Origin of the sequence: Pseudomonas sp. FSL L8-0168 (assembly GCF_037976155.1) — a bacterium.
GTDB classification, from domain to species: domain Bacteria; phylum Pseudomonadota; class Gammaproteobacteria; order Pseudomonadales; family Pseudomonadaceae; genus Aquipseudomonas; species Aquipseudomonas paracarnis.
This window is the reverse complement of sequence record NZ_CP150262.1, coordinates 2925379-2942790: the sequence shown is the minus strand read 5'-3', so window position 1 is coordinate 2942790 and position 17412 is coordinate 2925379. Positions and strand designations below refer to the sequence as shown.

The 17412-nt window shown below is 62.1% G+C and carries 14 protein-coding genes; 8 read left to right on the top strand and 6 right to left on the bottom strand.

Annotation, left to right across the window (positions count from 1 at the left end; all coding sequences use genetic code 11):
* Nucleotides 1-30: 30 nt before the first annotated feature.
* Together MHH62_RS13080 and rimI are read left to right on the top strand one after the other, a co-directional pair.
* Nucleotides 31-777, top strand: a complete 747-nt coding sequence (locus MHH62_RS13080) for a hypothetical protein (RefSeq protein ID WP_014716785.1) — start codon at nucleotides 31-33, stop codon at nucleotides 775-777.
* Nucleotides 770-1222 (top strand): ribosomal protein S18-alanine N-acetyltransferase, encoded by a 453-nt coding sequence (gene rimI, locus MHH62_RS13075; RefSeq protein ID WP_003188286.1) that lies wholly within the window; start codon nucleotides 770-772, stop codon nucleotides 1220-1222. Before MHH62_RS13080 ends, rimI begins: the two co-directional genes overlap by 8 nt.
* Before the next feature lie 119 nt (nucleotides 1223-1341).
* Here the strand turns inward: rimI and MHH62_RS13070 are convergent, their stop codons facing one another.
* The gene (locus tag MHH62_RS13070) at nucleotides 1342-1746 is read right to left on the bottom strand and encodes a hypothetical protein (protein WP_014716786.1); all 405 of its coding nucleotides are present in this window, start codon (nucleotides 1744-1746) and stop codon (nucleotides 1342-1344) included.
* 138 nt (nucleotides 1747-1884) lie between these two features.
* Between MHH62_RS13070 and can the strand changes: the two genes are divergently transcribed.
* The gene (gene can, locus MHH62_RS13065; protein WP_003188288.1) at nucleotides 1885-2529 is read left to right on the top strand and encodes a carbonate dehydratase; all 645 of its coding nucleotides are present in this window, start codon (nucleotides 1885-1887) and stop codon (nucleotides 2527-2529) included.
* Here the strand turns inward: can and MHH62_RS13060 are convergent.
* The 4 genes from MHH62_RS13060 to MHH62_RS13045 all read right to left on the bottom strand — a co-directional run bounded on the left by MHH62_RS13060 (nucleotide 2526) and on the right by MHH62_RS13045 (nucleotide 7780).
* Complete coding sequence (locus MHH62_RS13060; RefSeq protein WP_014716787.1) at nucleotides 2526-3041, bottom strand: hypothetical protein; 516 nt, start codon at nucleotides 3039-3041, stop codon at nucleotides 2526-2528. The genes can and MHH62_RS13060 overlap by 4 nt on opposite strands.
* Nucleotides 3042-3176: 135 nt before the next feature.
* Entirely contained in the window at nucleotides 3177-4346 is a 1170-nt protein-coding gene (locus MHH62_RS13055) for a hypothetical protein (RefSeq protein ID WP_198833890.1), read from the bottom strand.
* Nucleotides 4347-4465: 119 nt separating this feature from the next.
* Nucleotides 4466-6166, bottom strand: a complete 1701-nt coding sequence (gene acpA, locus MHH62_RS13050; protein ID WP_020301436.1) for an acid phosphatase — start codon at nucleotides 6164-6166, stop codon at nucleotides 4466-4468.
* A 195-nt stretch (nucleotides 6167-6361) separates the two neighbouring features.
* Entirely contained in the window at nucleotides 6362-7780 is a 1419-nt protein-coding gene (locus MHH62_RS13045; RefSeq protein WP_003188294.1) for a TIGR00366 family protein, read from the bottom strand.
* Nucleotides 7781-7966: 186 nt separating this feature from the next.
* Between MHH62_RS13045 and MHH62_RS13040 the strand changes: the two genes are divergently transcribed.
* Nucleotides 7967-9256, top strand: a complete 1290-nt coding sequence (locus tag MHH62_RS13040) for an MFS transporter (protein WP_020301437.1) — start codon at nucleotides 7967-7969, stop codon at nucleotides 9254-9256.
* A 3-nt stretch (nucleotides 9257-9259) separates the two neighbouring features.
* Here MHH62_RS13040 and MHH62_RS13035 read toward each other — a convergent pair whose 3' ends face one another.
* Complete coding sequence (locus MHH62_RS13035; RefSeq protein ID WP_014716791.1) at nucleotides 9260-10630, bottom strand: gluconate:H+ symporter; 1371 nt, start codon at nucleotides 10628-10630, stop codon at nucleotides 9260-9262.
* Nucleotides 10631-10847: 217 nt separating this feature from the next.
* Between MHH62_RS13035 and MHH62_RS13030 the strand changes: the two genes are divergently transcribed.
* The 4 genes from MHH62_RS13030 (at nucleotide 10848) to MHH62_RS13015 (ending at nucleotide 17377) form a co-directional block, all read left to right on the top strand.
* The gene (locus MHH62_RS13030; protein WP_014716792.1) at nucleotides 10848-11753 is read left to right on the top strand and encodes a cation diffusion facilitator family transporter; all 906 of its coding nucleotides are present in this window, start codon (nucleotides 10848-10850) and stop codon (nucleotides 11751-11753) included.
* 109 nt (nucleotides 11754-11862) lie between these two features.
* Nucleotides 11863-13089, top strand: a complete 1227-nt coding sequence (locus MHH62_RS13025) for a TolC family protein (protein WP_014716793.1) — start codon at nucleotides 11863-11865, stop codon at nucleotides 13087-13089.
* Nucleotides 13090-13108: 19 nt separating this feature from the next.
* Nucleotides 13109-14215 carry an efflux RND transporter periplasmic adaptor subunit gene (locus MHH62_RS13020; RefSeq protein ID WP_098949645.1) on the top strand — a complete coding sequence of 369 codons (1107 nt, stop codon included), beginning with the start codon at nucleotides 13109-13111 and terminating at the stop codon, nucleotides 14213-14215.
* A gap of 18 nt (nucleotides 14216-14233) precedes the next feature.
* On the top strand, nucleotides 14234-17377 hold the full coding sequence (locus tag MHH62_RS13015; protein WP_032902210.1) for a CusA/CzcA family heavy metal efflux RND transporter: 3144 nt from the start codon (nucleotides 14234-14236) through the stop codon (nucleotides 17375-17377).
* Nucleotides 17378-17412 lie beyond the last annotated feature (35 nt).

Genomic DNA, 17412 nt, shown 5'->3' with positions numbered 1-17412 from the left:
GAGTCCCGACGTCGCGCTTACTTGACCGCCATGCAGGTGGTCAACTGGCTGCCCCGCACCGAACTGCCGTTTGCCGCACCATCGCGGCCCGAGTTGTTGCAGGCGCTTGAGCCCTACGAGGCGTTCGAGTCGTCGGGAGAAGAGGCGGCCGCGCCCGTGGCGGTGGTCAAACCCACCCCAGAGACGCGCCCGGCGGTCGAGCGGGCCAAGATCGAAGTGCCGCGCCCTGCGCCGGCGACCAAGGCTGCCAAGGTGGTGGAGGAGGCTGCGCCGGTGGCCAAGGCGCCCGTGGTGCCGCCGCCACGCTTTGCCCTGCAATTGCTGCGGGCCGGGCGTTGCCTGTTGCTGGTGGAACTGCCGACCGGCGAGCGTTTCCAGTCCCGCGACCCGGCCTACCTGTTGCTCAAGGACATGCTGCGCGCCGCCGGCCTGCCTGACAGTCCTCAGATCGTCGGTGAGCCGGTGCGCTGGCCGCTGCTGGTGCGCGGCACCATGGACCAGGGCCCGGAGGCCGCACGAGATTTCGTCCAGGGGTTTGTCTCGGCACGCCTGGAAGACGAGCCCTGCGTGTGCCTGTGGCTGATTGGCCTGCCCGCCGTGCGGTTTGCCGGTGAAGCCAACGCTGAGGCCTGGTACCGCGAGCTGCAGGTTGAAGGCCTGGGGTCGGTGTGGGCCCTGCCGGGCCTGGAATTATTAATGGAAGAGCCACAGCGTAAGGCTGATGTCTGGCAAGCCATGCGCCGGCTGATGGCGCGCTGGAAAACAACTGATGAGTGAGGCTTTATCCTTTCGCCCGATGACCGAGGCTGACCTCGACGCCGTGCTGAAAATCGAATACGCGGCGTTCAGCCACCCCTGGACCCGCGGGATTTTTCTCGACGGGCTGGGCAAGTACCAGATCTGGCTGATGTTCGAAGGCGAGCAGCAAGTGGGGCATGGGGTGGTGCAGATCATCCTCGATGAAGCGCACCTGCTGAACATTACCGTGAAACCGGAAAACCAGGGCCGTGGTTTGGGCCTGGCGCTGCTCGAGCATTTGATGTCGCGCGCCTATGCCGCCAATGCGCGAGAATGCTTCCTCGAAGTGCGGGACAGCAATACCGGCGCGTTTCGCCTGTATGAGCGTTATGGCTTCAACGAGATCGGCCGTCGCCGGGATTACTACCCCGCTGTGGGTGGCCGCGAAGATGCAGTCGTGATGGCCTGCACCCTGGTTGATTAAATACACAGCCCCCTATGTGCAGAGCCTCTGTGGGAGCCGGGCTTGCCCGCGATGCAGGCACCTCGGTTTTCAAGTAACACCGCAGTGATACCATCGCAGGCAAGCCAGCTCCCATAGGGTCAGCGCTTGCCGTTCAGTGGGTCCAGATCAGCCAGTTCCGCCTCATCCAGCCCACTCCCGCCGCCAATGTCATTTTCTCCCACGACGCTCAAGTCATAGTCGGCGGCATTGTCTTCGCCTTCCTCCTGCGCATCTCGTGCGCCGTCCTCACGGATCAGCGTCTGCGGGCTCATATCGTCATCGGTGGATTCATGATCATCCGTCGAAGCGCCGGTCAGCCCGGCTTCGCGCACCCGTTCGTCGGGCATCAGATGGTCGCGCTCACGGCGCGGCAACTCGTCGCCGATTTCCGCAGTCTGGTCCTGCTCGTCAAAATCCAGCTCGCGCATCTCACCCATGCGGTCTTCGTTGTCATCGATCGGTTCCGGCTGTGTTGCGCCGTAGGGACGTCGTGATTCAGTCATGGCCAATCCTCATACTGTGGGGCTTATAGTGTGTGGACAGGCATGGCAGCCAAAAAATTCAAGCTAATTAGCGCCTGGCGTGACCCGGACGAGGGCTTGTCAGTCACAAACCTGCGCATCATTCCTGAGGCTTCCCTGATGAACGAACTACAAGACCTGCTTGATAACAACGAACGCTGGGCGGATGCGATCAAACAGGAAGATCCCGAATTCTTCGCCAAGCTCGCCCGCCAGCAGACCCCGGAATACCTGTGGATCGGCTGTTCCGATGCCCGTGTACCGGCCAACGAGATCGTCGGCATGTTGCCTGGTGACCTGTTCGTGCACCGCAACGTCGCCAACGTGGTGCTGCACACTGACCTCAACTGCCTGTCGGTGATCCAGTACGCGGTGGACGTGCTCAAGGTCAAACACATCCTCGTCACTGGCCACTACGGCTGTGGTGGCGTGCGTGCGTCGATGCAGGACCGTCAGTTCGGCTTGATCGATGGCTGGCTGCGCACCATTCGCGACCTTTACTACGAAAACCGCGATGTGCTGGCCCAGTTGCCGACCGAAGAAGAGCGTGTGGACCGCATGTGCGAGCTCAACGTGATCCAGCAGGTGGCCAACGTCGGCCACACCAGCATTGTGCAAAATGCCTGGCATCGTGGGCAGAGCCTGTCGATCCATGGCTGCATCTATGGCATCAAGGACGGTCGCTGGAAGAGTTTGAACACCACCATCAGTGGCTTCGAGCAACTGCCGCCGCAATACCGTCTGCGTCCGTTGGGCGAAGCCTAGAGCCGTTTGTTTTCGTGCCACCAGGCCAGGCCTTGGGCGTTCAACGGCTCTTTGCTGCCGGTGATCCAACCCCGGCAGTTCAGCTCGCCGCAATGGCAAGCGAACTGCCGGTACAGCGCGTCTTCGGTTATGGCGTAATCCAGGGTCAGCAGGCTGCCTGCGGTAATGGTGTTCAGGGTCCATAGTTCCATGTACGTGGTGTCCAGAAGCACGTTCGGCTTGCAGGAGTGCCGTATCAGGCCGCAGAACCAGCTATCGTACAAGTGGATACGCGACGACAGTTGCAGCGTATGCGAGCGGCGCTCGCTGACTGCGTAGCCTGAAACCAGGGCGATGCGTACTCGACTGTCAAAGTCGATGCGCGCTTTGATTCCACCCCTCTTGCCATTAGGGTATCGCACGACCTTGAATTGTGCGGTCGAGGGGTAACCCTGTTCCACCTGCAGCGTTTCAAAGGGATAGAGGCCGTCATTCACAGCCGCTTTAGCCTTATCCATGGCTCGAGTTTTCATTACTCTCCTGAACGGGGCTGCATGGACCTGCGGACCTGGCGGCCAGTCTTGCAGCAAATGGGCGCGGCCCAAGATTCGCCGAAGTGGGATCCGATTTCTACTGTCAAAGTTGACAGTAGAAACGGTTTATTCACCTTAAAGCGCAGGGGCCGTGACGGTGGGGGCGGGGGCGGCAGTTCTCAGCTGTTTCAACTGCGCCTTGATGGGCGCTGTGGCGCACTTGGCGTTGGCCTGCTCGGGTGTCAGGTGGCGCACCGAGGTGTAGAACAACTCACACGTCTGCTCCTTGCGCGTGACCTGCCACGTGTTCTGGCAGGCCTTGAGCAATACATTTGCATCGCTGGCGGGCTTCTGGCCCATGCCGGCTTGCCAGCAGGCGGCGCTCAAGTCCTGGCCCATCACTTTCAAGCCGGCGTCGTCGGCTTTTTGCTCGTCACCGTCATAGCTGTCGGGGCTGGCGGCATACCAAATGTAGCTGGGGTGGTTGGCGCCCAATACCGCGACGGTTTTGCCAGGCTCCGGGCTGATCTGCGCCAGGCTCAGCACGCCCACGGTTTGCCCGTATTGTTGCTGGATCCAGCTACGCACCGGCGCGCCGAAGGCCACCATCGGCAACGCGCCGCCAGGGCGCAGGCTCAGTTCCTTGACCATGCGGGTCTGGTAGTCGGTGAAATACCCGTAGACAGTTTCCAAGTCTTTGCCGGCATTGGACGGTGCAGCGATGGGCGCGATATCGATGATGGTCTGGTACGCCGGCGTTTCCGTGGCCGGTACGCCATTTTCGCTTAACAAGGTGGCCCAGCGGTCGGTGGTGGCCGATTCCAGGTAATCCTGAGCCTGGGTCAGCGAGTAATCCGGAGGGAAGTGCAACAGCTCAATGCTTTTGCGGTTTTCCAAGGCCATGCCTAACGGCAGGAACAGGTACCAGTTGTAGGCCCATTTGCCATCGCTGTTGAGCTGGCGCGCACCTTGGTAAGCCAGGTCGGCGGTATTGAGCAGCGTGGTCAGTGGCTGGCCGTAACCGTCTGGCACGCCGCTGAAGGTCGCCATGACCTGACCGTCGTGGGTCTTCACACTGACCTTGGCCCGGCTGTAACCGTCACGTTGCAGGCTCTGGTTCAAATAGTGTTCGGCGGTCTGCTCCAGTGACCATGGCCGAAAGCAGATCACGTTGCAGTTATTGGGGTACGCGAACAACTGGGTGACGCGCTGCGTGCTGCCCAGTGGCACCTCGATGTCGGCCTGTACGACCGCACTCGCCAGTAGTGCGGCGAGGGTGAAGGACAGCCTGGTCGGTTTAAACATAGTCAATTCCTTGTCAGCGAAGCCCGTCTGCGCGGGATGGAAGCCCACCTGCACACAGTAGCGGCTGACCAGGAAAATCGCGTGTTAAATCGCCCGGCATGTCGTTATTGGATAAGCCCCTACAGGCTGAACTGCAGAGCATTGCTCAGATCGCCCATGGGCTTCTGGCCGCGCGCGATCATCGCGTCATCACGCTGCTTGAGGCCGTCCAGGGTCTCCAATTGGAACACCCGGGTGATCAAACGCAGGATCGATGCCGTGTCGTACACCGTATGGTCCACCGTGCCTTTGCGGGCAAACGGCGACACCACCAGCGCCGGCACCCGCGAGCCTGGGCCCCAGCGGTCACCCTGGGGCGGCGCCACGTGGTCCCACCAGCCGCCGTTTTCATCCACGGTCACCACCACCACCATGTTTTTCCACTGCGGGCTTTCTTGCAGCACCTTCAAGGCGCGGGCGATATGGCGGTCGCCCGAGGCCACGTCGGCATAACCGGCGTGCATGTTCAGGTTGCCCTGGGGTTTGTAGAAGCTCACGGCGGGCAGCTTGCCGGACTGGGCGTCGGCGAAGAACCGGTTGGTGCTCGACTCATCGCCCAAGCCACCGTCGCGCAAGCGCTTGGCACGTTCTGCGGGGTTTTGCGGCCCTTGCTGTTTGAAGTAATTGAACGGCTGGTGGTGGTACTGGAAATTCGGGATCTTGGGGATGCCGCCGGAGTCCTTGAACTGCTCCAGGGTGGCTTGCCACGCACCGGCGTACCAGGCCCAGTCGATGTTCTTCTTCGACAGCTTGTCGCCAATATGCTCGTGGGTTTGCGGCACCAGCACATTGGGCAGGTCGGGCTTGGAATAATCCGGGTTCTGCGGGTCGCGGATCCAGGTGGGCCAGTAGGGCGGGGCCAGGGTGTTTACCCCGTAACCATCGGGTGTCAGTGCGCTGGGGCCGAATTGCGGCGGGCCGGACATGGCGCTGGCCGGTGACGTGTCCAAGGGTTTGAGGCGTGTGCCGCGAGGGTCATCGCTTTGCAGCGTGGCGATCTGCGCTTTGGCCACCGACTGCGCGGCATTGGGATAAAACGGCGCGGTGGCGCTGATCAGGTACTGGTGGTTAAGGAACGAACCACCAAACGCGCCCTGGAAGAAGTTATCGCACAGCACAAACTCCTTGGCCACGTCCCACAGGCGCAGGGCATAACGGCTTTGGGCGTAATGGCCCATCACCAGCCCACCGGAATCGCCCCAGGCGACAAAACCATCATTCTTGCCGCCGTTGATCTGCATCTGGTTCTGGTAGAACACGTGCCACAGGTCGCGAGTCACCAGGCTCAATGGCAGGTCTTCGCCCTGCGGGCCTTTGAGGGCAAACGGCGCGTTGGGCAGGTTTTGCTGGAATTGCACTTCGCTGGGGTAAGTCACCCCGTCCACCGTTTGTGGGCCGACTTGCAACACACCGCCCCAGCTCGGTGGCAGGGCAGGCAATACGCTGCCATCGCGGTCGCGCTGCTGGAAGTCCTTGGCGGTTAACGCCGACAGCGGTTGCTCCACCCCGGGGAAATCTGCAAACAGGTTGTTGAAGCTGCGGTTCTCGGCGTAGATCACCACCACGGTCTTCACCTGCTCGCGCAATGCCTTATCCAACTCCTGAGGCGTGAGCGGCCGGGTCACGGGTGGGCTCGGTGCTTCGCTGGTATTGCCGCAGGCACTCAAAGTCGCACCCACGCCCAACACCGCCGCACCGCCGAGGAAGCGCCGGCGGCTGGTGTCTACCGTCGGTTGGATGGCGGAATCGGAGGAGGGAAGGTCTTCGTGCTCATCACTCATTGCGGGGGAGTCCTTGGCGAGATGTTGCAAGATATTTCGCAGGACGGTAGCAACGGAATGTGACGGAACAAAGACAGGTTTAAGAGCGCTACAAAACAAACTGTGGGAGCGGGCTTGCTCGCGAATGCGATGGATCAGTTAATGAATCCGCTGACTGACACTCCGCATTCTCGAGCAAGCCCGCACCGACCCCTTTTAAGGCATCACAGGCGGCAAATACTTCAGCGTCGTCCCCAACGCCCACAGCAAAAACAACACCAGCGGCGTATGCACCAGCAACTGCACAAACGAAAACCCGATCAAATCCCGCGCCTTCAGGCCCAGCACACCCAGCAACGGCAACATATAAAACGGGTTGATCAAGTTCGGCAGCGCCTCGGCGGCGTTGTAGATCTGCACCGCCCAGCCCAGGTGGTATTGCAGGTCATTGGCCACTTGCATCACATACGGCGCTTCGATGATCCACTTGCCGCCACCCGAGGGGATGAAGAAGCCCAGCACTGCCGAGTACACACCCATCAGCAGGGCGTAGGTGTCGTGTGAGGCGATGGAGGTGAAGAACGTCGAGATGTGGTGCGCCAGGGTCTGGCCGTCGCCGCCCTTGACTACCGTCATCAGCGCGGCGATCGAACCGTACAGCGGGAACTGGATCAGCACCCCGGTGGTGGTCGGCACCGCACGGGCCACGGCATCGAGGAAGCTGCGTGGGCGCCAGTGCAGCAGCGCGCCCACCATGATGAACAGGAAGTTATAGGTATTGAGCCCCGAGATGGCGCTGATCGCCGGCTTGGTCGAGAACTCATGGAACAGCCAGCCGGCCGCCAGCAACGCCAGCAGAATCGTCAGCAACGGGCTGTGTTCCAGCCATTCACCGGGGCGCGTCGGCGCCTGCGGCTTGGGCAGGTTGAAGGCCGGGTCAATGCCGCAGGCCTTGGCATCCCGGGCGCTGTTGGGGCCAGGCGCGGTGGCGTAGGCGATGATCAGCGACACTACGATCAGCGCCAGCAACAGCACGCCGGATTGCCACAAAAAAATGGTCTCGGTGAACGGGATCATCCCAGTGATCGACAGGATCGACGGCGGCAAGCTGGCCGGGTTGGCCTGCAACTGCGCGGCCGACGACGACAGCCCCAGCGCCCATACGGCCCCCAGGCCCAGGTACGCTGCAGCGCCAGCGGCACGGTAGTCCATGCGCAAGTCCGTGCGCCGGGCCAATGCCCGCACCAGCAAACCGCCGAACACCAGGGACAGGCCCCAGTTAAGCAATGAAGCCACCATGGAAATCAACGCTACCCAGGCCACGGCCGAACGGCCATTCTTGGGAATGCGCGCCAGGCGGTCGATCAACTTCACTGCGGGTGGTGAGCTGGCGACCACGTAACCGCCGATCACCACAAAGGCCATCTGCATGGTGAACGGGATCAGGCTCCAGAACCCATCGCCAAATGCCTTGGCCGCTTCGGCCGGTGCGGCGCCCATGCCCAGGGTCGCGACGGCGACGATAATCACGGCGAGGGCGGCAAACACCCAGGAGTCAGGAAACCAGCGCTCGGCGAAGTTGGAGCAACGCAGGGCAAATCGGGCATAGCGGCTGTCTTCGATAGCATCGGCCACGAGTCTTTCCTCTTGTAGTTATTATGGGGTTTGGCAGTTTTACGGCATGTTCCTCTACGGCCATTGATTTGGGAATGTTGTTATCTTCAACGATCAATGAGTAAAACAAATATATCCGTCACGATTGCCATCAATGGGCTCAGCTCATAACCTGCACGCCATTTTGTTTGTCTGCCGAGCCTGCACATGACTGCCACCTTTTCCCCACGGGCGCAGCGTTTTTCCCGCTCCGACTACAAAACCCTGGGCCTGGCCGCCCTCGGCGGCGCCCTGGAAATTTACGACTTCATTATCTTCGTGTTCTTTGCGCTGACCCTCAGCCAACTGTTCTTCCCGCCGGAAATGCCCGAGTGGCTGCGCCTGTTGCAAAGCTTCGGCATTTTCGTCACCGGCTACCTCGCCCGTCCATTGGGCGGCATCCTGATGGCGCACTTTGCCGACCACCTGGGACGCAAGCGCGTCTTCAGCCTGAGCATTCTCATGATGGCCTTGCCCTGCCTGCTGATCGGCGTCATGCCGACCTATGCGCAAATCGGCTATTTCGCCCCGCTGATCTTGCTGGCGCTGCGCGTGCTGCAAGGCGCAGCGGTGGGCGGCGAAGTGCCCAGCGCCTGGACCTTCGTCGCCGAGCACGCGCCGCGTCACCATCGTGGCTATGCCTTGGGTTTTTTGCAGGCCGGCCTGACCTTCGGTTACCTGCTGGGGGCACTGACCGCCACTTTGCTCGCGCAAGTCTTCACCCCCGCCGAGATCCTCGACTACGCCTGGCGCTTCCCCTTCCTGCTCGGCGGGGTATTCGGCGTGATCGGCGTATGGCTGCGCCGCTGGCTCAGCGAGACCCCGGTATTCCTAGAGATGCAGGCGCGTCGCCAGGCCGCTGCCGAAATGCCCTTGCGCACCGTGCTGCGCGACCATCGCGCCGTGCTGCTGCCGGCGATGATCCTCACCTGCGTGCTGACGTCTGCCGTGGTGGTGCTGGTGGTCATCACCCCGACCATGATGCAGAAAACCTTCGGCATGAGCCCCAGCCATACCTTCGCTCTGAGTGCCCTGGGCATCGTCTTCCTGAATATCGGCTGCGTCCTCGCCGGCCTGCTGGTGGACCGCATCGGCGCGTGGCGCGCGGTATTGGTCTACAGCCTGTTGCTGCCGGTGGGCATTGCGCTGCTGTACGCCAGCCTGATCGCCGGCGGCGTGTGGCTCGGCGCGGCGTATGCCGTGGCGGGCCTGAGTTGCGGCGTGGTGGGCGCGGTGCCGTCGGTGATGGTCGGGCTGTTTCCGGCGCAGGTGCGGGTGTCGGGCATTTCCTTCACCTACAACATTGCCTACGCACTCTGGGCAAGTACTACACCGTTGTTGTTGATCGCGCTGATGCCAACCAGCCCGTGGATCTGCGTGGGGTATTGCGTAGTGATGGGGGCGGTTGGGGTAGCGAGTGTGGCGCTGTTTGGCAAGCGCCACACCTTGGCCGCCTGAGGGTCAGGTCAGGAAGTGCCAGAGCAACAAGGTACCCGCCAACCCAACCACCGAAACAATCGTCTGCAGCACCGACCACACCCAGATTGTCTGCTTCAACTGCAAGCCAAAGTACTCACGCACCATCCAGAATCCGGCGTCGTTGACGTGGCAGAAGAACACCGAGCCGGCGCCGATGGCCAGGGCGACCAATGAGCTTTGAGTCGCCGCCAACCCGGCCATCATCGGCGCGAGGATGCCGGCGGTCGTGGTGGTGGCCACGGTGGCCGAACCGGTGGCCTGGCGCAGGGCCACGGCAATCAGCCAGGCCAGCAGCAAGTAGGGCATGTGCGCGCCTTCGGCGACTTTGCTGATGGTCTGGCTGACGCCGGCGTCCAGCAGGGTTTGCTTGAGGCCGCCGCCGGCGCCGATGGTCAGCAGCAGTACGGCGATAGGCGCCAGGGCTTTGCGCAGGGTGTTGCCGACGTCGGCGCGTGGCATGCCCGCCGCCCAACCCAGGCAGACGACCGCGGCGATTACGGCCAGGCCGAGGGCGACCAGCGGTTCACCGAGGAATTTCAAGGTCAGGGCGAGGGTGCTTTCCGGCGCCAACGCGACTTTGGCCAAGGTGCTGCCGAGCATCAGGATCACCGGCAACAGAATGATCAGCAATGACACACCGAAGCTCGGCTGGCGCGGGGCCTTGGGCGGTGCGCTGAACAAGGCGCCGATATCCGCCGGTTCATCCACGTGCAGGCGCTTGGACAGCCAGTTGCCATACAGCGGCCCGGCCAGGATCACGGCCGGCACCGCCAGGCAAAAGCCCAGCAACATGGTCAGGCCCAGGTCGGCGTGCAATGCGCCCACGGCGATTAGCGGCCCCGGATGCGGCGGCATCAAGGCATGCAGGGTGGTCATGCCCGCCAGCGCAGGGATGGCGATTTTCAGCAATGGCTGGTTTGAACGCTTGGCCATCACAAAGATGATCGGCACCATCATCACCAGGCCCACTTCGAAGAACAGCGGCAGGCCGATCACCATGGCAACCAACGCCATCACCCAGGGCAATGACTTGCCTTTGCCCAGCCCGAGCAACGTGGTGGCAATACGGTCGGCCGCGCCGGATTCGGCCATCAGCGCGCCGAGCATCGCACCCAGGGCAATGATGATCCCGGCTTCGCCGAGAATCGCCCCGGCGCCTTTACTGAACGCCTTTGCCACTTCTTCCGGCGGCAGGCCGGCGCCGACCCCGGCGATAAAGGTGCCGATCAAAATCGACAGGAATGGCGGCAGTTTGGTCGCGCTGATTAGCACAATGATGCTGGCGATCGCCAACAGCACGCAGAGCATGAGGCGGGTGTCGTGAACCATCCACGCGGCAGTCGATAACTCCAAGACGGGACTCCTTATCGAGCAGGTTGGCTAATATGTTTCTTTTTGTTTCAGCCTGAAAAGCATACCTGATAGCGCTCCCCCAACGCGTGCATGAACGATTTTGGTGCGCCCGAAGCTAACGACGCTCTGGCGCTCAGATGACAATTTTGCAAACCATGCCAGTGGAACTGGCCTATAGCTCTATGATCCGCCCCATCCCAACCCACGAGGACATTTCATGAGCGCAGGACACAGCCACGCCCAAGTACGCGCCGGCCACGAACGCAAGTTATGGATCGCCCTGGGGCTGACCGGCAGTTTCATGCTGGCCGAAGTCATCGGTGCCTTTGTCACCGGCAGCCTGGCGTTGTTGTCCGATGCGGCGCACATGATGACCGACGCCCTGGCCCTGGCGATTTCCTTGGTGGCGATCCAGGTCGCCAAGCGCCCGGCAGACCGCAAGCGCACCTTCGGTTATGCGCGCTTCGAGATCCTGGCGGCCGCCTTCAACGCATTACTGCTGTTTGCCGTGGCGTTCTACATCTTGTACGAGGCTTACCAGCGGCTGCAGGCGCCCGCCGAGATCCAGTCCACCGGCATGCTGGTGATTGCGCTGCTGGGGCTGGTGGTCAACCTGATCTCCATGCGTCTGCTCAGCGCCGCCAGCGGCGAGAGCCTCAACGTCAAGGGAGCCTATCTGGAAGTCTGGAGCGACATGCTGGGCTCCGTCGGCGTGATCATTGCCGCGCTGGTGATCATGTTCACCGGCTGGGGTTGGGTTGACTCCGTGGTCGCGGCCGCCATCGGCTTTTGGGTATTGCCGCGCACCTGGACGTTGCTCAAGGCGAGCATGAACATCCTGCTGCAAGGTGTGCCGGAGGGTGTGGACATCGAGCAGGTGGAGCAGGCCATCCGCAGCGTGCCGGGGGTCAGGGACGTGCACGACCTGCATATCTGGGCCCTCACCAGTGGCAAGAACGTGCTGAGTACGCATCTGGTCGCGGATGCGTCCCAGGGCACTGAGCAACAGATCCTCAGCCGAGTGACGGAGTTACTGCACGAACAGTTCGATATTTCCCACGCCACGATCCAGGTCGAGGGCGAGGGTTTTCAACATGACGATCACGACGAAGTGCATGCCTGAGCCTGGCTAACGGATTTGTAATCTTTCGCCCACGGCCCTGATAAGTACCGAAAGCTACATTGCCCCCGCTGGGAAACCTCAGCGACTTCATGGGCGTGGAACTCTCGTTATGGCAATTTTTGTTAGAACACTGTTGGGGGCGGCGGCATTGGTAGTGTGGATATCCGCAAACGCCGCCCAGACACAACCCCTCACCCTCGATGCTGCCTTGCAAACCGCCTTCGCCAACAACCCGGACCTGGCGGCCGCACAATGGGAAATCGACATCGCCGAAGGCGGCCGCCAACAGGCCGGCTTGATCCCCAATCCGGTGGCCTCCTGGGACGCCGAAGACACCCGCCGCAACAGCCGCACCACCAGCATCAAACTCAGCCAGACCCTGGAACTGGGCGGCAAGCGCGGTGCGCGTATCGAAGTGGCCACCCGCGCCCAGGATGCCGCCGCGCTGACCCTGGAGCAGCGTCGCAACTTGTTGCGCGCCGAGGTCATCGACAGCTACTACGGCGCCCTGCGTGCCCAGGAACGCCTCGACCTGGCGCAACGCTCCATGACGCTTGCCGAACGCGGCCTGGTGGTCGCCAACGGGCGCGTCACTGCTGGCAAGTCGTCACCCGTGGAAGCCACTCGCGCCCAGGTGCAGGTGTCGCAAATCCGTCTGGAATTGAACCGCGCACAGATCGGCCTCACTGACGCCTACCGTCGTCTGGCCACCAGCACCGGCAGCGCCGCCACCGACTTCCAGGTCGTCGCCACGCCAAGCACTTCCGTACCGGCGTTACCCGCCGCCGCGCCATTGTTGGCACGCCTTGAGCAGACCGCCGAATTGCGCCTGGCCGAACTCAACATTGTGCAGAACGAAGCCAGCGTGGGCCTGGAAAAAGCCCAGCGCATTCCGGACCTGGACGTGTCCATCGGCAGCCAATACGACGCCAGCGTGCGCGAACGGGTGAACCTGGTGGGCGTGTCGATGCCGATCCCGTTGTTCAACCGCAACCAGGGCAACATCCTCGCGGCCACTCGACGCGCCGACCAGGCCCGCGACCTGCGCAACGCCGCCGAACTGCGCCTGCGCACCGAAACCCGCCAGGCCCTGGACCTGTGGCAAACCGCGAACACCGAAGTGCGCGCGTTCAACCAGCAGATCCTGCCCGCCGCACAAAGTGCGGTAGACAGCGCCACCCGTGGCTTCGAGATGGGCAAGTTCAACTTCCTCGACGTGCTCGACGCCCAGCGCACCTTGATCGCGGCCCGTACCCAATACCTTGCTGCCACCGCCCAGGCCACCGAGGCCTGGGTACGCATCGAACGCATTTACGGCGACCTCGCCCGCTTTTGATTTTTCCTGGAGTCTCCTGATGAACAAAAAACATGGCATGGCGCTCGCCGTCGCCCTGGGCCTGATGCTGTCGGGCTTCGCCCACGCCGAGGAAGAAGAAGGCAAGCTCGAACTCACCGAGCAGCAGATTCAAGCCGCCGGCATCCAGTTGGCCCAGGCGCAACCGCGCGCCATCAGCACCGTGCTGACGCTGCCGGGCGAGGTGCGTTTTGATGAAGACCGTACCTCCCACATCGTGCCCCGTGCGGCGGGCGTGGTGGAGGCGGTGAAGGTCAACCTGGGCCAGTCGGTGAAGAAGGGCGAACTGTTGGCGGTGATCGCCAGCCAGCAGATTTCCGACCAGCGCAGCGAATTGGCCGCCAGTGAGCGCCGGGTCGAACTGGCGCGTACCACCTTCCAGCGCGAGCGTCAGTTGTGGCAGGACAAAATCTCTGCCGAACAGGATTACCTGCTGGCGCGGCAGACCCTGCAAGAAGCCGAAATCGCCCTGAACAATGCGCGGCAAAAGATGACCGCCCTCAGCGGCAGCGCCGTATTGGCCGGCGGCAATCGTTATGAACTGCGTGCGCCCTTCGCCGGTGTGGTGGTGGAAAAACACCTGGGGGTGGGCGAGGTGGTCAGTGAAACCAGCAATGCCTTCACCCTCTCGGACCTGTCCCAGGTGTGGGTCACCTTCGGCGTATTTCCCAAAGACTTGAACAAGGTTCGCGTGGGCAAACCGGTGAAAGTCAGCTCGACGGAAATGGGCACCGAAGTGCTGGGTACCGTGGCCTATGTGGGCAACTTGCTCGGTGAGCAGACGCGCACCGCTACCGTGCGGGTGACGGTCCCCAACCCTGACGACGCCTGGCGCCCGGGCTTGTTCGTGGCCGTGCAAGTGGCCACCGATACCTACCAGGCCAAGGTGACCGTGCCGCAAACCGCTATCCAGACCGTCGAGGACAAACCCTCGGTGTTTGTGCGCACGGCGGACGGCTTTATCACCCGCCATCTTGAACTGGGCGTCAGTGAAAACGGCTACGTCGAAGTGCGTAAAGGCCTGGAGGCCGGCGCGCAGGTGGCGACGGCTGGCAGCTTCATCCTCAAGTCCGAACTGGGCAAAGGCTCGGCCGAACACGCCCATTGATCCTGCGAGTGATTCCCCATGTTTGAGCGCCTTATCCAATTCGCCATCGAGCAGCGCATCATCGTGTTGCTGGCGGTGCTGTTGATGGCCGGTGTCGGCATCGCCAGCTATCAGAAACTGCCCATCGACGCAGTGCCTGACATCACCAACGTACAGGTGCAGATCAACTCGGCGGCGGCCGGTTTTTCGCCGCTGGAAACCGAGCAGCGCATTACCTTTCCCATCGAGACGGCCATGGCCGGCCTGCCGGGCCTGCAGCAGACGCGTTCGCTGTCGCGTTCCGGTTTGTCCCAGGTCACGGTGATTTTCAAGGACGGCACCGACCTGTTCTTTGCCCGCCAACTGGTCAACGAGCGTCTGCAAGTGGCGCGCGAGCAATTGCCCGACGGCATCGAAACTGCGATGGGGCCGATTTCCACTGGCCTGGGGGAAATTTTCCTATGGACCGTCGAAGCCGAGGACGGTGTGCGCAAAGAGGACGGTACGCCTTACACCCCCACCGACCTGCGGGTGATCCAGGATTGGATCATCAAACCGCAGCTGCGCAACGTGCCAGGCGTGGCCGAGATCAATACCATCGGCGGCTTCGCCAAGGAATACCAGATTGCGCCAGACCTCAAGCGCCTGGCCGCCTACAACCTGACGCTCAACGATCTGGTCACGGCGCTGGAGCGCAACAATGCCAACGTCGGCGCCGGTTACATCGAGCGCAGCGGCGAACAGTTGTTGATCCGCGCGCCGGGCCAGGTGGCGTCTATCGACGACATCGCCAACATTGTCATCACCACCTCGGACGGCACGCCGATCCGCGTGCGCAATGTGGCCCAGGTCGACATTGGTCGTGAGCTGCGTACCGGCGCTGCCACCGAAAACGGCCGTGAGGTGGTGCTGGGCACGGTGTTCATGTTGATCGGCGAGAACAGCCGCAGCGTGTCCCAGGCGGTGGCGAAAAAGCTTGAGGAGATCAACCGCTCGCTGCCCGAAGGTGTGGTGGCCGTCACCGTCTACGACCGCACCAACCTGGTGGAAAAAGCCATCGCCACGGTGAAGAAAAACCTCTTCGAAGGTGCGTTGCTGGTGGTGGCGGTGTTGTTCCTGTTCTTGGGTAATATCCGTGCAGCGCTGATCACGGCGATGGTGATTCCGCTGGCGATGCTGTTCACCTTCACCGGCATGTTCACCAACAAAGTCAGCGCCAACCTGATGAGCCTGGGCGCGCTGGACTTCGGCATTATCGTTGACGGTGCGGTGGTGATCGTCGAGAACGCCATCCGCCGTCTGGCTCATGCGCAACACCGTCATGGCCGGTTGCTGACCCGCAGTGAACGCCTGCACGAAGTGTTCGCCGCGGCCAAGGAGGCGCGACGCGCGCTGATCTTCGGGCAGTTGATCATCATGGTGGTGTACCTGCCGATCTTCGCCCTCACGGGCGTGGCCGGGAAGATGTTCCACCCCATGGCCTTCACGGTGGTGATTGCCTTGCTCGGCGCGATGATTCTGTCGGTGACCTTCGTACCGGCGGCGATTGCGTTGTTTGTCACCGGCAAGGTCAAGGAAGAAGAAAACATTGTGATGCGCAGTGCACGCCGGGTGTATGACCCGGTGCTCAACTGGGTGATGGTGCGTCGGCCCTTGGTGTTCGGCCTGGCCGCACTCACCATCGTCGTCTCGGGTCTGGTTGCCAGCCGCATGGGCAGTGAATTTATCCCCAGCCTCAGCGAAGGCGACTTTGCCCAACAGGCGCTGCGTGTGCCTGGCACCAGCCTGACCCAATCAGTGCAGATGCAGCAGCAACTGGAAAAAACCTTACTGGCCCAAGTGCCGGAAATCGAGCGGGTGTTTGCGCGCACCGGTACGGCGGAAATCGCCTCCGACCCGATGCCGCCGAATATTTCCGACAGCTACGTGATGCTCAAACCCAAGGACCAATGGCCGAACCCGAAGAAGTCCCGCGAGGCAATTATCGCAGACATCCAACGGGCCAGCGCGATTGTGCCGGGCAGCGTGTATGAGCTGTCGCAGCCGATCCAGTTGCGTTTCAATGAGCTGATTTCCGGAGTGCGCAGCGATGTGGCGGTGAAGGTGTTTGGCGATGATATGGCGGTGCTCAACCAGACTGCCGGGGAAATCGCCGAGACCTTGCAGAAGCTCAACGGCGCCTCGGAAGTGAAGGTGGAACAGACCTCCGGCCTGCCGGTGCTGACCATCAATATCGACCGCGACAAGGCCGCTCGCTTTGGCCTGAATGTAGGTGATGTGCAGGACACCATCGCCGTCGCGGTCGGTGGGCGCCAGGCCGGTACGCTGTACGAGGGTGATCGGCGTTTTGATATGGTGGTGCGCTTGTCCGATACGTTGCGCACCGATATCGACGGCTTGTCACGCCTGTTGATCCCGGTGCCGGCGCTGGCGAGTAGTACCTCGGGGCAGTTGGGCTTTATCGCCTTGTCCCAGGTTGCCAGCCTCGACCTGGTGCTGGGCCCCAACCAGATCAGCCGCGAGAACGGCAAGCGCCTGGTGATCGTCAGCGCCAACGTGCGCGGGCGCGATATCGGCTCGTTTGTCGAGGAGGCCGAAGCCGCCATCACCACCCAGGTGAAAGTCCCTGCCGGTTACTGGACCACCTGGGGCGGCCAGTTCGAACAGTTGAAGGAGGCTTCTGAACGCTTGCGCATCGTGGTGCCGGTGGCCTTGCTGTTGGTGTTCGGGTTGCTGTTCATGATGTTCAACAACCTCAAGGACGGTCTGCTGGTGTTTACCGGCATCCCATTCGCGCTCACCGGCGGGATCATGGCGCTGTGGCTGCGCGATATTCCGTTGTCGATTTCAGCGGGGGTGGGCTTTATCGCCTTGTCGGGCGTTGCGGTGCTTAATGGCCTGGTGATGATCGCCTTCATCCGAAACCTGCGCGAGGAAGGTCGCTCATTATCGGTGGCGATCCACGAAGGCGCGTTGACCCGTCTGCGCCCGGTGCTGATGACCGCGCTGGTGGCGTCCCTGGGGTTTATCCCCATGGCGCTCGCCACCGGCACCGGTGCCGAAGTGCAGCGCCCATTGGCGACAGTGGTGATTGGCGGGATTATTTCTTCGACCTTGCTGACCTTGCTGGTGCTGCCGGCGTTGTACCAATGGGCTCATCGCCGCGATGAAGAGACCGCCTGACAACCGTGAAAACGCCGCAACCCCCCTGGGGGAGC